A 13,793-nucleotide genomic window follows, 5' to 3' on the forward strand; every position below is an offset into this window, starting at 1 on the left:
CAGATGGCCACGCAAGACCTTTTCGGACCCGACCCGGCGATGGACCCGCTGGCATGGTACACGCCCGACAATCCGGGCGCGGACCTGTTCGCCTCTTCCCCGCCGGATATTGCCAAAGCGTGGCAGGCGTTTGCGGCGGGTATTGCCGCGCTTCCCGGCGGGCTTGGCGAAGTGCAGGGCTGGGTCGACCGGCATGTGCAGGATCTGGGCCTCGCCTTCCGCCTGACCGGCGATGTCGAGGAACGGGCATGGCCGCTCTCCCCCCTCCCCGTGGTGATCGGGGCGGAGGAATGGCAGACGCTGTCCAACGGACTGATCCAACGCGCCGATCTGCTGGAGGCGGTAGTTGCCGACATCTATGGCCCGCAAAAGCTGATTACCGACAGCCACCTGCCTGCCGCAGCTATTTCCGGCAGCGCCGATTTCGCGCGGCGTATGGTGGGATTGCCGCCGACCGGCGGGCGGCACCTGAAGGTTTGCGCCATCGATCTTGCGCGTGGGCCGACCGGAGAGTGGCGCGTGCTGGCGGACCGCGTGCGCCTGCCCATCGGCATCGGCTATGTGCGCGAAAACCGGCTGGCGCTGCTGCGCACGACCGGACCGCTCTTGGGCGAGATGAATGCGCGGCGGTTGCTCGATTTCTACAACACGATCCGCGACGGCATCGCCGCGACCTGCCAGCGCGCCGATCCGCGCATCGCATTGCTGACGCCGGGGCGGTTCACGCAGTCCTATCCTGAACAGGCGCACCTTGCCCGCCACCTCGGCTTTTCGCTGGTAGAGGGCCGCGATCTGGTAGAGCGGGAAGGCAAAATCTACGTCCGCACCATCGCCGGTTTGAAGCGGATCGATGCACTGTGGCGCTGGATCAACACGCGCGATATCGACCCGCTGGCTTTCGATGCCCGGTCGGAGATCGGCGTCCCGAACCTGCTCAACGCCTGCGCGACCGGAGGGCTGGTCATGGCCAACTGGCCCGGGGCTGGCGTGGTCGAGGCGCGGGTGATGTCCGCCTTCCTGCCCGCGTTGTGCAAGACGCTGTTCGACCAGCCCCTCGCCCTGCCCAACGCGGCAACCTGGTGGTGCGGACAACCGACAGAGCGGGCGCATGTCCGGCAGAATTTTGCCAATCTCGTCATCGGCCCCGCGTTCCGCTTGCCTGTCGCCGGCCTGCCCGACGGTCGTAGCAAGGTCGTCGCGAACCTGACCGACGATGAGTGCGAAACGCTATTGAACGCGATAGAGCGCCGCCCGATGGACTATGTCGGGCAAGAGATTGTCGATATTTCCACCACGCCGACGGTCGTCGGCAATCGCATCGAACCGCGCGGTTTCACCCTGCGCGCCTTCCTTGCCCGCGATGCGGACGGGATGTGGCAAGTCCTTCCCGGCGGGTTCGCGCGTATTTCGGCAGACAATGAATTGCGCACCGCGCTGATGGGTGAGAACGACCTTTCCGCCGACCTCTGCATCGTCGATCCCGCCCATGCCCAGCGCACCGCAACTCCGCCGCCGATGCAACCCCCGGCGGTGCGGCGACAACAGGGGTTGTTGCCCAGTCAGGCCGCCGACAACCTGTTCTGGCTTGGCCGCTATTCAGAGCGGGCGAACCAGACAGCGCGCCTGATCAGGGTGCTGCTCGATTCCGGCAATGTCGCGGCCATAGACCCGAAGCTGGAGGGTATTTCCAGCCCGGTACGCCGGATTTCCGGCCTGCTCGACCGGCTGGGCGCGGCGAGCGTCAGCGAGGAGCAGCGCGGGCCGCTGGAATTGGCAGAGCCGGCGTTGAACGATGCTTCGCTACCCGGTTCGGTCGCGTCGCTGGCCATATCGGGACGCAAGGTGTCGCTGCTCTTGCGCGACCGTTTGAGCCACGATGCGTGGCGCATTCTCAACCGTCCTGTGCCGACTTGCGGTCAGGACGCGGAATCGCTGAGCGCCGCGTGCGACATCCTGATCGAACGCTATGCCGCGCAGACGCAGATGATGGCCGACACGATGGGTCGCGGCCCGGCGTGGCACTTTCTGCAAATGGGCACGGCGGTAGAGCGGGCGAACATGATCCTGCAATCGGCGATGGCGATGGTACCCGGGAAGGCCAGCGCCGAAGACCTTGCCGCCCTGCTCGATCTGGTCGAGGGGCAGGCCGCCTATCGCAGCCGCTATCTCGCCATGCCGTTCATCGCGCCGGTGCTCGATATCGTCCTGCTCGATCCGGCTCAGCCCGGCAGCCTTGCCTTTCAGGCCGACCGCATTGCCGAACATCTCTCCGCCTTGCCCCCTATGCGCGAAGACGGCATGACAGAGCCTGCCTTGATCGCCGCACGGCAACTGGTCGCACAGTTGGAGGGGCTGGAGGCCGACAGCCTCGATCCCGACAGATTGGACGACCTGCTCTCCCGCCTGCGCGGCATTTCGGAGGCGATTTCCGAACGCTATTTCCTGCAAGTCGCCCCGCCAGAGGACGACGGCAAGGCTCCGCTGCTGGGATGAACGGCGAAACGCGATATCGCATTCGGCACGAATCGAGCCTGGGCTACGGCAGCGGCGTTGCCGATGCGCGCCTGAATCTGCGGCTGATGCCGGTGCTGTGGCCGGGGCAGGATCTGATCGAGCACGACTTTTGCATCACCCCGGTGCCGACCGAGCGGCGCGATACGTTCGGACCTTACGTGGTCAACGTTACGACCATCGGCTTCACCGGCAATGTGACCGAGGTAACGGTCGAGAGCGTGATGATTGTCGCGGTAACACCCCCGCCCCTTCCCGCCTCCACGCCGACCGTCGGCGAAGTTCGCGATGCCGCCCTGCTTGCACCCGATCTCTCGCCACTGTCGCCCGCGCCATACCTCTACGGATCGCGCATTGCCGCGCCCGACGCCGACATCGCTGACTGGGCGGCGCCGCTGCTTAGCGATGACCGATCCATTCTCGAAGCCGCGCAGGCCTTGTGCAGCGCGATCCACGAGCAGTTCACCTACGATCCGCACGCAACCGACAGCGGCACCAGTCCCGCCGAGGCTTTCGCCGCCAAGTCGGGCGTCTGTCAGGATTTCGCCCACGTCATGATCGTCGCCCTGCGCGGCCACGGCATTCCGGCCAGCTACATCAGCGGATACCTGCGCACGCAGCCGCCGCCGGGGATGGACCGGCTGGTCGGGGCCGATGCCATGCATGCTTGGGCCGCCGTTTGGTGCGGGCCGCATGTCGGTTGGATCGGGTTGGACCCAACAAACGATTGCCTTGCGCGCGAGAACCACGTCGTCGTCGCGATGGGTCGCGACTATGCCGATGTCGCGCCGGTCGATGGGGTGTTCACCGGCTCTGCGGTGCAGACGATGCGCTATTCGGTCGATGTCGCGCCGATCGATGAGGCGGCCACGCAGGAACCCGGTATCGCGTAAGACCGTTCGACTCCGCGTAAAGACAAGGAGTCACCACACATGGCCGCGCGCGCCTATTGGCAGGGCCAGATCCGCCTCGCCCTCGTATCCATCCCGGTCGAAGCCTATTCGGCGACGAAATCGGGAGCGAAGATCAGCTTCAACCAGATTCACGAACCCAGCGGCAAGCGGATCAGTTACGAGAAGGTCGTGCCCGGTATCGGCCCGGTGGACCGCGACGAGATCATTCGCGGTTACGAAGTCTCAAAGGGCAACTACGTCCTGCTGGAAGACGAAGAGATCGAGGCGGTGAAGATCGAGAGCAAGAAGACGCTCGAACTGGTCCAGTTCGTCGAGGCTTGCGAGATCGACCCTCTCTATTTTGAAAAACCCTATTACGTCGCGCCCGCAGACGATCTGGCCGAAGAGGCCTTCGTCGTGCTGCGGGAAGCGCTTCGAAAGGCGAAGAAGGTCGGCATTGGCCAGCTTTCCGTGCGCGGTCGCGAAACGCTGGTCGCGATAAAGCCCTGCGGCAAGGGGCTGCTGATGGAAACGCTGCGCTATGCAGACGAGGTGCGGCAGGGGCAGGCGTTCTTTTCCGAGATCGGGACAAGCAAGCCGAAGAAGGAACTGCTGGACCTGGCCACCGCGCTGATCGACCAGCGCAGCGCGCCTTTTGACGCCAGCGAGTTTCATGATCGCTATTCCGATGCTTTGAAAAAGCTGATCGACAAGAAGGCGAAGTCGAAGAGCGGCAAGAAAATACTGGAAGATGTCGACGATCCGGGCGACGCATCGGGTTCGAATGTTATCGACCTGATGGCGGCCCTCAAGAAATCGGTCGATGGCGACAAACCGGCTGCAAAAAAAGCCCCGACGCGCAAGGCCGCCAGCCGTAAGCGGGCGTAACGCAATGGAATTGAACGACGCTACCGCACTGCACTGGCTTGATTTTCAGGTCCTGCTGCGCCTGTCGATTGCCGCCGTGCTGGGCCTGTTGCTGGGGCTGGATCGCGAATTGCGCGGCCATGCCGCCGGGATGCGCACGCACGGGTTGGTCTGCTTTTCCGCCGCCGCGACAACGATTTCCATCATCGCGCTGTACCTGCAACTGGGCCCAGCGCAGATGGACCCGCTGCGCCTGTTCGAAGCCGTGGGCGCGTTCATCGGAATCGTGGGCGCGGGACTGATCGTCTTTTCCAAAGGTCAGCTGCACAATATCACGACGGCGGCACACCTGTGGCTGGCGGCGGTTATCGGCATCGCGTGCGGAGCGGGACAATGGCCGCTGGTCGCGATCGGGTTCGTGATTTCTGTCGTGATGGTGACGGTGCTTCGCTTCGTCGAAAAGTTCATGGGCGAGGATCGCGTGCTGGACGAGGACGGCGAGAAATCGGGCAAGAGCGAGCCGTGACGAAAACCAGGTCTGCCCCTGACCCGCTGGCCGAATACAACGCCCGGCGCAATTTTGCGAAAACGGCCGAACCGGCAGGCAAGCGCGGCAGGGCGCGGGAAGGTGCAGAGGGCGGACGCTTTATCGTGCAGAAGCACGACGCCACACGGCTTCACTGGGACTTGCGGCTGGAGGCGGACGGCGTCCTGAAAAGCTGGGCCGTCACCAAGGGCCCCTCGCCCGATCCCGATATCAAACGGTTGGCTGTGCGAACCGAGGATCACCCGATGTCCTACGCCGAGTTCGAAGGCGTGATCGCCAAGGGCGAATACGGTGGCGGCACGGTGATGCTGTGGGACAAGGGCACCTGGGCTCCGATCGCTGGCAAGTCGTGGCGCGACATCGACGATGGCCACCTGCACTTCACGCTGAATGGCGAGCGAATGAAAGGCGAATGGCTGCTAATCCGCTTGAAACCGCGCAAGGGCGAGAAACGCGAGAACTGGCTGCTGCGCAAGATACGGGACGATCATGCCGAAGACGGCGATCCCCTGATCCAGCACGAATTGACCAGCGTGCTGACGGGGCGATCAATGGCGGAGATCGCGGCCGACAAGCAGGGCAGGTACTCGCTGGCGGGAAAGAAAGACGCGGACTTCGCGGCGCAGATGGCCAAAGCCGCCGACCGCAACGAAGCCAAGGCGAAGCCCCGCAAGCGCAGGGCGGCTGGCCAGCCGAAATTCCGCAAGCCGCAGCTTGCCACGCTGGTCGATGCGGTGCCCGCCGGGAACGGCTGGATGCACGAGATCAAGTTCGACGGGTATCGCGCGATGATTGCGGCGGCAGGTAACAAGGTTACCGTCTGGACTCGCAGCGGCAAGGACTGGACCGACAAGTTCGGGCCGCTGGTAGACGCACTGGCCGCGCTGGACCTGCCGCCCTGCCTCATCGATGGCGAGATCGTCGCTTACGACAGGGGCGGCAACCCCGACTTTTCCACTCTGCAGGCCGTGCTAAAGCGCGGACACGGATCGCAAGGCGTTGGCGATAAGCTAGGCCTGCATTGTTTCGACCTGCTGGAGATTGACGGCGAGGACATAACTGCGCGCCCCAATATCGAACGCAAGGAAAGGCTGGAGGCCCTGCTGGCCCACGCTGAGCCACCGATCCTCGTGGCCGATCACGTCATCGGTGCTGGCGAAAAGCTTTACGACACGATGTGTAAAGCCGGTCAGGAAGGCATCATCGCAAAGCGGATCGACGCGCCCTATCGGTCATCGCGGACGAAGAACTGGGTGAAAGTGAAATGCACCCGGCGGCAGGAATTCGTCCTGATCGGCTGGAAGAAATCCAGCGCCAAGGGCCGTCCTTTCGCCTCGCTGCTGCTGGCACAGAGCGAGGGCGATGCGCTGGTTTACAAGGGCAATGTCGGCACGGGGTTTAGCGCCGACGCGATGGACGATCTCGCCGCGAAAATGGCGCGGATCGAGCGCAAGACACCGCCCGCCGAAGTCGACAAGGCCAGCGCGCGCGGGGTCACGTGGCTGACGCCGAAACTGGTCGCGGAAATCGCATTCGCCGAGTTCACTGCCGACGGGAATTTGCGCCACGCCAGCTTCCTCGGCCTGCGTAGCGACAAGGATGCGAATGCAGTGAAACCCGAGCAGGCTAGCGCGGCGCCCAAAGAAGACGCCGTCGAAATCTCCAGCCGTGACCGTATTATCTTCCCCGACATTGGCCAGACAAAGGGGCAACTGGCCGACTACTACACGGCCATCGCACCCCTGATGCTGCCCTTCGCCGCGCAACGTCCGGTCAGCCTTGTCCGCTGTCCGCAAGGGCGCGCGAAGAAATGCTTCTTCCAGAAACACGACAGCGGATCGTTCGGCCCGCACGTTCACCACGTGCCGATCCGAGAAAAGGACGGCGGAACGGAAGACTACCTCTACATCGAGGACACCGCCGGACTGCTCGCCTGTGTGCAGATGGGCACGATCGAGTTTCACGGCTGGGCCGCGCGCAGCGACGATGTCGAAGCGCCCGATCGCATGATCTTCGATCTCGACCCTGACGAGGGGCTCAACTTCGACGCAGTGAAAAAAGCCGCCCGCGACATCCGCGACCGATTGGCCGATCTGGGCCTTGTCAGTTTTGCCATGCTCTCGGGCGGCAAAGGCGTGCACGTCATTGTCCCGTTGGAACCCGACCATTCGTGGGACGCGCACAAGGACTTCGCCCGCCGTTTTGCCGAGGCGCTGTCCATGGCCGAACCGGACCGCTTTACGGCAACGATGAGCAAGGCCAAGCGCAAGGGCAAAATCTTCATCGACTGGCTCCGCAACCAGCGCGGCAGTACCGCCGTGGCGCCCTACTCCGCCCGCGCTCGACCCGGCGCGCCCGTCGCGGTACCGGTCGCGTGGAATGAATTACGCGATACGGACAATGCCCACCCGTTCAGCATCGATGATGCAGACAAACTGCTGAAACGCGCGCGATCGAAGGCGCTGCACGGCTGGGGCATGGCGGCGCAGCGCCTGCCCGACGTTTAGGCGGTGCGCCGCTCGCGCTGTTCCACTCGCACGCCGTAAGTTTCGACGTAATCCGACAGGCGTTCCAGCACGTCGCCTTCGTCCAGTCCGAATTCGGCGAGGCTATAGCGGTGCGGCTTGCGCTTCAGCGCGCGGCTGCGGGCCATGAAGTCTTCCATGCCGGGCAGCGCCGGCTCGATCTCCATGCCAAGGAACTGGTAGATTCGCGTCATTACGCCGGGCCAGTCCCGGTCCATCTCCTCAAAATGCACGTCGATCCGGCGCTTGCTGTCGATCCTGTCGCGCGCGCGGCGCATGCGGGCGATCTGCTGCTCGGTCTTGTGCAGCCATTCGCGGCCAACGGCATGGGCATCGGCATGATCGGAATAGATGATCGTCTGGTTCCACGCGAGCGAGGCGGCGCTGCCCACAACCGCCTTGGGATCGCGGTGCGTGAAGATAAATCGCGCATCGGGGAACGTGTCGATCACCGCATCAAGATCCAGCATATATTGCGGGGTCTTCAGGATCCACGGCTTCAGGCTGGACTTCTGTTGCGACCAACTGACCAGCTTCAATAGCCGCGCCAGTTGGCGATAGGCCGGGCGCGAATCCTCTTGCTCACACCATCGACCATAGGACGGGATCGCCCATTGCGCCTCGTGCTTCATGCCCCAGAAACTGTTGACCAGCAGGCCCAGCTCTTCCTCCGGCTGATCCGGCCCCGTCGGGTGGATCGACAGGGTGCGCGGGTTGGCCAGCCGCGCCATGCGCTGAATTTTGCGTGCATCTACCAGCCGCTGATCATGCTCATCCCCCGGCTCGAAATCGCGGGGCGGCACGGGGCTGATTGTTTCGAAGCTGCGCAGGTTCTGAAAGCGATGGTCGGCGGCAAGCAAGCGGTGCATCCGCGTCGTGCCGGACCGCATCGGACCGACCACGATCACCGGGCGCGGCAGGGCGCGCTCAAGAATTTCGGGATGCCGCCGGAACCAGTCTTGCGCCAGCAAGCGGTCTTTCAGCACTTTTTCGAACTGCATTTGCGCGACGAAATCGCCCGCGCGGTTCAGGCGCGCCTCTTCCCGAATGGCATCGACCAGCGCGTCGTATGGCCGGTGAAACCACGGGTCGCCGAAATCGTCCAGCCCCGTTTCCTCGGTGCATTTCTGCATCAGGGTTTCGCGGTCGAACGTCGCTCTTTTCATCAGGCCCGCCGCTTGCAGCACGGCGAAATAACGGTTCGCCGCGCCGATGAACGGCGTGCGACGAGGCGGCTTGATGATGTCTTCTTCCAAGGGGCTGTCCCTGTATTGTTTGGACCGATTGCGTGGGGGACGGCCCCAGTGGCGCAATCGGCGCTGAAAAGTCTACCCCTCGGCGTCGATGCGGTTCCCGGCTGTATCTTCTCTGGACAGGAAGGCAGCGCCCGCGCCATAGCGCGCAGCCATGCACGACATTCGCCTCGTCCGTTCCGACCCCGATGCCTTCGACGCCGCGCTGGCCAAACGCGGAGCCTCACCTGCCGCCGATGCAATCCTCGCCCTGGACGAGGAGCGGCGTGCGGTTCAGACCCGGATGCAGGAAGGGCAGACCCGCCGGAACGAAGCCTCGAAAGCCATCGGCAAGGCCATGGGTCAGGGCGATACCGCAACGGCAGAGGCGCTGAAGGCCGAAGTCGCTGGGCTGAAGGAAACGCTGCCCTCGCTTGAGGCCGAGGAGAAGGCGCTGTCGGCGAAGCAGGCCGATGCGCTGGCCGCCCTGCCCAACCTGCCCGCAGACGATGTGCCACAGGGCGCGGACGAGAACGACAATGTCGAGGTCAGTCGCTGGGGTACGCCGCGAGAGTTCGATTTCGAGCCGCAGGAACATGCCGATTTCGCACCCGCTCTGGGCCTCGATTTCGAAACGGCAGCGGAGATCAGCGGGGCGCGGTTCGTATTCATGCGCGGCCAGATGGCGCGGCTGAACCGGGCGCTGGGCGCGATGATGCTGGATATGCAGACGGCGGCGGGTTTCGTTGAATGCGTTCCGCCACTGCTTGTGAAGGACGATGCGCTGTTCGGCACCGGACAGTTGCCCAAGTTTGCCGAGGACCTCTTCCGCACCACCGACGATAAGTGGCTCATCCCCACGGCCGAAGTCAGCCTGACCAACGCGGTGCGCGAGCAGATCCTCGACCCGCAAGCGCTGCCGATGAAGCTGACCGCCCTCACTCCCTGTTTCCGGTCCGAAGCCGGGGCGGCGGGCAAGGATACGCGCGGCCTGATCCGTCAGCACCAGTTCGACAAGGTGGAACTGGTCGCCATCACCGCACCCGACCAGTCGGAGGCGATGCACGAAGCTATGTGTACAGCGGCAGAAGCTGTGCTTCAGGCGCTGGATCTGCCCTATCGCAAGGTCTTGCTCTGCACCGGCGACATGAGCTTTTCCGCGCGGAAAACCTATGATCTTGAAGTCTGGCTGCCCGGCCAGAACACCTATCGCGAGATCAGCTCGATCTCGAACTGCGGCGATTTCCAGGCGCGGCGCATGAACGCCCGTTTCAAGCCCGAAGGGTCCAAAAAGACCGAGTTCGTGCACACCCTCAACGGCAGCGGCCTTGCCGTGGGCCGCACGCTGGTCGCGGTGCTGGAAAACGGGCAGAACGCCGACGGATCGGTCACATTGCCGTCCGCACTCGTCCCCTACATGGGCGGGATCGACAAGCTGGAGCCCGCCTGATGCGCATTCTTCTGACCAACGACGACGGTATCCACGCGCGCGGGCTAAAGGTGCTCGAGGCGATCGCCCGGCAATTGACCGACGACATCTGGATCTGCGCGCCGAGCGAGGAACAGTCGGGCGCGGGTCACTCGTTGACGCTGACTCGCCCGGTTCGTCTGCGCCGCCACGACGACCGGCGCTTTTCCGTCACCGGCACGCCGACCGATTCGGTGACGATGGCGCTGAAAAAGGCGATGCCCGAACCGCCCGACCTGATTCTGTCAGGCGTCAATCGCGGGGCCAATCAGGGGGATGACGTGACCTATTCGGGCACCGTTTCCGCCGCGATGGAGGGTGCGCTGGCCGGGGTGCGATCCATCGCGCTCAGCCAGATTTACGACCGCGAAGGCGCCGGGGAAAATGTGTCTTTCGACGCGGCAGAGCAATGGGGCGCGAAAGTGCTGCGCCCGCTGCTCGAGATGCCTTTCGCACCACGCACGCTGGTCAACGTGAACTTCCCCGCCGTCGCGGCCGATGCGGTCAAGGGCGTGCGCGTCGTGCGGCAGGGCTTCCATGACTATGGTCGCGGTACCGTGGTCGAGGGGATGGACCCGCGCGGCTATCCCTATTTCTGGTTCGGACTCGAACCGGCAGAGCATACGCCGGGGCACGAGACTGACCTTGAGATTACGCAGGACGGTTACATCGCGGTTACGCCGTTGCAACTCGACCTGACGCACTATCCCTCGCTGGAATTGCTGGCGGAACGTTTCGGACAGGCGCAGGTCTGATCGGATGGCGCGGCGCAAGGCACTTCGGCTTCAGCGCCACCGCACCCTCCGGCGGAGGCTCAGCCTGCCGGTCTGGGCAGACCTGTTCATCAGGCTGGGCGCAGCGCTGGCCCTCGTATTTCTTGTTGTGTTCATCCACTGGTGGGATCGATCGGGACTGGTCGACAATCTCGACGGGCATGTCAGTTTCCTCGACGTCGTCTATTTCACGATGATCTCGATCACCACGACCGGGTTTGGCGACATCGCCCCCGTTTCGGACCGCGCGCGACTGGTGGAGGCGGTGATCGTCACGCCGATCCGTTTCGCGGTACTCTTCATTTTCGTCGGCACCGCCTACAATTTCGTCATCAAGAGAAGCTGGGAGAAATTCCGCATGGCCCGCATTCAGGACCGCCTGACCAACCATGTCGTCGTTCTCGGCTTCGGCGTTTCGGGGTCGGAGGCCGTTGCCGAACTGATCGCGCGCGGCACCGACGCCGACTGCATCGTGGTGATGGACACAAGCGAGGATCGCCTGTCGCTTGCCGAAGAAATGGGCTGCAACGTCATCAACGCCGACGCAACGCGTGACGAATCGTTGCAGGACGTTCGGATCAATGAGGCGTCGACCGTGCTGGTATCTGCAGGCCGCGATGACAGTTCGATCCTGATCGTGCTGACCGTACGCCACCTTGCACCCGATGTGCCGATCACCGTCGTCGTGCGCGCACCGGATAACGAGTTGCTGGCTCGCCAGGCCGGGGCGACCAACGTCATCAACCCCGTGCGCTTCACCGGGCTTTTGCTGGCGGGCAGCGCCAGCGGGATGCATACCGCCGACTATCTGGCCGACCTCGCCTCTGTCACCGGCCGGGTACAGTTGCTGGAGCGTGAGGCACGGCCAGAAGACATCGGCAAGGGCCTTCGCGAACTGGGTTCGGGCAGCATGGGCCTGCGCCTCTATCGCAATGGCGAGGCGTTCGGATACTGGGAGCCTGAGGGGCAGCGGATCGAAAAGGGCGACATGATCGTCGTGATCCGCCCAACGCCCGAATGCGGTCCCGGCATCATCTAGCTGCGGATCAAAAAGACCAACCCCATCGCCAGATAGGCGAAGAGCCAGAACCCCGCGTCGATCAGCGCGATGGCGCGCGGATTGCGTTGGTGCAGGTAATTCGTCCAGAGCGCAGGGATCACGAAGAACAGCGCGATCCCGCCGCTCATCATCGGATAAAGCCACCATTTCGACGGATCCGACAATCGCGCGAACATGTGGCCCAGCATTGCGGCGCTGACCAGCACCAGCATGAACGTGCCGACGATCGTCCGCAAAGGCTTGCGCCGCACTTCCAATCCGCCCGGCCCGGCCAGCATCGCCAGCGGTTTGCCGAACACGCGATACCAACCGGCAGCCACCGCCATCGCCGCGAACGCGGCCAGAATTACGCCAACCCAGTCGACCGGTCCCATCGGTCCTCCCGTCAGTTCGTCCGCCAGTCTTGGCGGACAAGGATACCCCTGCCAATGCGTCGTACACGCGAACCATTCAGAATTTAAGGCCCCCCGCCCTGCAACGGAACGGCTGGCGCGCACGGCCCGCCGCGTGTAGGGCCGGGGCCGTAATGAGCGAGATTACCGAACAGACCAGAATCGCCCCCGCCCCCAAAGTGGGCATGGTCAGCCTTGGCTGTCCCAAGGCGCTTGTCGATTCCGAACGCATCCTGACCAAGCTGCGCGCCGATGGCTATGCGATGAGCCCGGATTACGAAGGCGCCGACGTCGTGCTGGTGAACACCTGCGGCTTCCTCGATTCCGCGAAGGAAGAGAGCCTTGAGGCGATCGGCGAGGCTATCGCCGAAAACGGCCGCGTGATCGTGACCGGCTGCATGGGGAACGAGGCGGAGCTGATCCGTGCGCGCTTCCCCGACGTTCTCGCCGTGACCGGCGCGCACCAGTACGAGCAGGTCGTCGATGCGGTCCACGAAGCCGCACCGGCGGAGCGGGGGCCGTACGTGGACCTGGTGCCTCAGCCCGACATCAAGCTGACCCCGCGCCACTACAGCTATCTGAAGATTTCAGAGGGCTGCAATCACTCCTGCGCGTTCTGCATCATTCCGGACTTGCGCGGAAAGCTGGCAAGCCGCCGGATCGATGCCGTGCTGCGCGAAGCGGAAAAGCTGGTCGCGGCGGGGACGAAAGAACTGCTGGTCATCTCGCAGGATACGTCGGCCTATGGCGTCGATGTCCGGCACGAAGAACGCCAGTGGAAGGGACAAGCGGTCCGCACCCACATGACCGACCTTGCCCGCGAACTGGGCGGATTGCGCACCTCAGAAGGCGTCCCGCCGTGGGTCCGGTTGCACTACGTCTATCCCTATCCGCATGTCGACGCGGTGATTCCGCTTATGGCGGAAGGGCTGATCACGCCCTATCTCGACATCCCTTTCCAGCATGCCAGCCCATCGGTCCTGCGCGCGATGAAGCGTCCGGCGAACGAGGCACAAGTGCTCGACCGCCTGAAGGCTTGGCGCGACATCTGCCCCGACATCGCGGTGCGGTCCAGCTTCGTGGTCGGATTCCCCGGAGAGACCGAGGACGATTTCAAGTACCTGCTAGACTGGCTGGAAGAAGCGCAGCTCGACCGCGTCGGCGGATTCCGGTTCGAACCCGTAGAAGGCGCTCAGGCGAATGCCCTGCCCAATCCGGTGCCCGAGGCGGTGAAGGAAGAACGCTACGCCCGGCTGATGGAAGTGACCGAGCGGATCAGCGCCGCCAAGCTGGCCGCCAAGGTAGGACGCCAGATCCCCGTCATCATCGACGAGGTTGGCGAACCCGACGAAGACGGCGACATCGGTGCCACCGCACGCAGCCAGGCCGACGCGCCGGAGATCGACGGCAACGTCTTCCTGCGCAACGTTCCCGCCACGCTGGCACAAGGCGATTTCGCGACCGCGACTATAGAGGAAGCCGACGCGCACGACCTGTTCGGCTTTATCGCGGGCTGACACCGCGC

11 protein-coding genes are annotated in these 13,793 nt (G+C 64.0%); 9 read left to right on the forward strand and 2 right to left on the reverse strand.

What is annotated here, in order from left to right; all coding sequences use genetic code 11:
* The first annotated feature begins 3 nt into the window (after nucleotides 1-3).
* Genes AB433_RS09840 through ligD form a run of 5 tightly spaced genes read left to right on the forward strand, consistent with a single transcriptional unit; the run spans nucleotide 4 to nucleotide 7,325 of the window.
* Entirely contained in the window at nucleotides 4-2,493 is a 2,490-nt protein-coding gene (locus tag AB433_RS09840; RefSeq protein ID WP_156170775.1) for a circularly permuted type 2 ATP-grasp protein, read from the forward strand.
* Nucleotides 2,490-3,404, forward strand: a complete 915-nt coding sequence (locus AB433_RS09845; protein ID WP_047820874.1) for a transglutaminase family protein — start codon at nucleotides 2,490-2,492, stop codon at nucleotides 3,402-3,404. The genes AB433_RS09840 and AB433_RS09845 overlap by 4 nt, the downstream gene beginning before the upstream one ends.
* 39 nt (nucleotides 3,405-3,443) lie before the next feature.
* On the forward strand, nucleotides 3,444-4,292 hold the full coding sequence (gene ku / locus AB433_RS09850; protein WP_047820875.1) for a non-homologous end joining protein Ku: 849 nt from the start codon (nucleotides 3,444-3,446) through the stop codon (nucleotides 4,290-4,292).
* Between the two features lie 4 nt (nucleotides 4,293-4,296).
* Complete coding sequence (locus tag AB433_RS09855) at nucleotides 4,297-4,797, forward strand: MgtC/SapB family protein (protein WP_047820876.1); 501 nt, start codon at nucleotides 4,297-4,299, stop codon at nucleotides 4,795-4,797.
* Nucleotides 4,794-7,325 carry a DNA ligase D gene (gene ligD, locus AB433_RS09860; protein WP_047820877.1) on the forward strand — a complete coding sequence of 844 codons (2,532 nt, stop codon included), beginning with the start codon at nucleotides 4,794-4,796 and terminating at the stop codon, nucleotides 7,323-7,325. Before AB433_RS09855 ends, ligD begins: the two co-directional genes overlap by 4 nt.
* On the opposite strand, the gene AB433_RS09865 is transcribed toward ligD, so the two are convergent.
* On the reverse strand, nucleotides 7,322-8,599 hold the full coding sequence (locus AB433_RS09865; protein ID WP_053059101.1) for a sulfotransferase family protein: 1,278 nt from the start codon (nucleotides 8,597-8,599) through the stop codon (nucleotides 7,322-7,324). The two genes, ligD and AB433_RS09865, sit on opposite strands and share 4 nt — an antisense overlap.
* Nucleotides 8,600-8,750: 151 nt before the next feature.
* Here AB433_RS09865 and serS point away from each other — a divergent pair, with 151 nt between their 5' ends.
* The 3 genes from serS to AB433_RS09880 are packed head-to-tail and all read left to right on the forward strand — an operon-like array spanning nucleotide 8,751 to nucleotide 11,855.
* Complete coding sequence (gene serS / locus AB433_RS09870; protein WP_047820878.1) at nucleotides 8,751-10,025, forward strand: serine--tRNA ligase; 1,275 nt, start codon at nucleotides 8,751-8,753, stop codon at nucleotides 10,023-10,025.
* Nucleotides 10,025-10,798 (forward strand): 5'/3'-nucleotidase SurE, encoded by a 774-nt coding sequence (gene surE, locus AB433_RS09875; protein ID WP_047820879.1) that lies wholly within the window; start codon nucleotides 10,025-10,027, stop codon nucleotides 10,796-10,798. Before serS ends, surE begins: the two co-directional genes overlap by 1 nt.
* Nucleotides 10,799-10,802: 4 nt before the next feature.
* A complete protein-coding gene (locus tag AB433_RS09880; protein WP_047820880.1) occupies nucleotides 10,803-11,855 on the forward strand; it encodes a potassium channel family protein in 1,053 nt (350 codons plus the stop codon).
* On the opposite strand, the gene AB433_RS09885 is transcribed toward AB433_RS09880, so the two are convergent.
* Nucleotides 11,852-12,250 carry a DUF1761 domain-containing protein gene (locus AB433_RS09885; RefSeq protein WP_047820881.1) on the reverse strand — a complete coding sequence of 133 codons (399 nt, stop codon included), beginning with the start codon at nucleotides 12,248-12,250 and terminating at the stop codon, nucleotides 11,852-11,854. The two genes, AB433_RS09880 and AB433_RS09885, sit on opposite strands and share 4 nt — an antisense overlap.
* 152 nt (nucleotides 12,251-12,402) lie before the next feature.
* On the opposite strand from AB433_RS09885, the gene rimO reads away from it, so the two are divergent.
* Nucleotides 12,403-13,785 (forward strand): 30S ribosomal protein S12 methylthiotransferase RimO, encoded by a 1,383-nt coding sequence (gene rimO, locus AB433_RS09890; RefSeq protein ID WP_047820882.1) that lies wholly within the window; start codon nucleotides 12,403-12,405, stop codon nucleotides 13,783-13,785.
* Nucleotides 13,786-13,793 lie beyond the last annotated feature (8 nt).

It is taken from the genome of Croceicoccus naphthovorans (genome assembly GCF_001028705.1).
Lineage (GTDB): Bacteria > Pseudomonadota > Alphaproteobacteria > Sphingomonadales > Sphingomonadaceae > Croceicoccus > Croceicoccus naphthovorans.

Coding starts and splice junctions, on each gene's coding strand:
- ku (WP_047820875.1), top strand. CDS start 3,444: ATGGCCGCGCGCGCCTATTGGCAGGGCCAGATCCGCCTCGCCCTCGTA.
- surE (WP_047820879.1), top strand. CDS start 10,025: ATGCGCATTCTTCTGACCAACGACGACGGTATCCACGCGCGCGGGCTA.
- serS (WP_047820878.1), top strand. CDS start 8,751: ATGCACGACATTCGCCTCGTCCGTTCCGACCCCGATGCCTTCGACGCC.
- AB433_RS09885 (WP_047820881.1), bottom strand. CDS start 12,250: ATGGGACCGGTCGACTGGGTTGGCGTAATTCTGGCCGCGTTCGCGGCG.
- AB433_RS09855 (WP_047820876.1), top strand. CDS start 4,297: ATGGAATTGAACGACGCTACCGCACTGCACTGGCTTGATTTTCAGGTC.
- AB433_RS09840 (WP_156170775.1), top strand. CDS start 4: ATGGCCACGCAAGACCTTTTCGGACCCGACCCGGCGATGGACCCGCTG.
- AB433_RS09880 (WP_047820880.1), top strand. CDS start 10,803: ATGGCGCGGCGCAAGGCACTTCGGCTTCAGCGCCACCGCACCCTCCGG.
- AB433_RS09845 (WP_047820874.1), top strand. CDS start 2,490: ATGAACGGCGAAACGCGATATCGCATTCGGCACGAATCGAGCCTGGGC.
- rimO (WP_047820882.1), top strand. CDS start 12,403: ATGAGCGAGATTACCGAACAGACCAGAATCGCCCCCGCCCCCAAAGTG.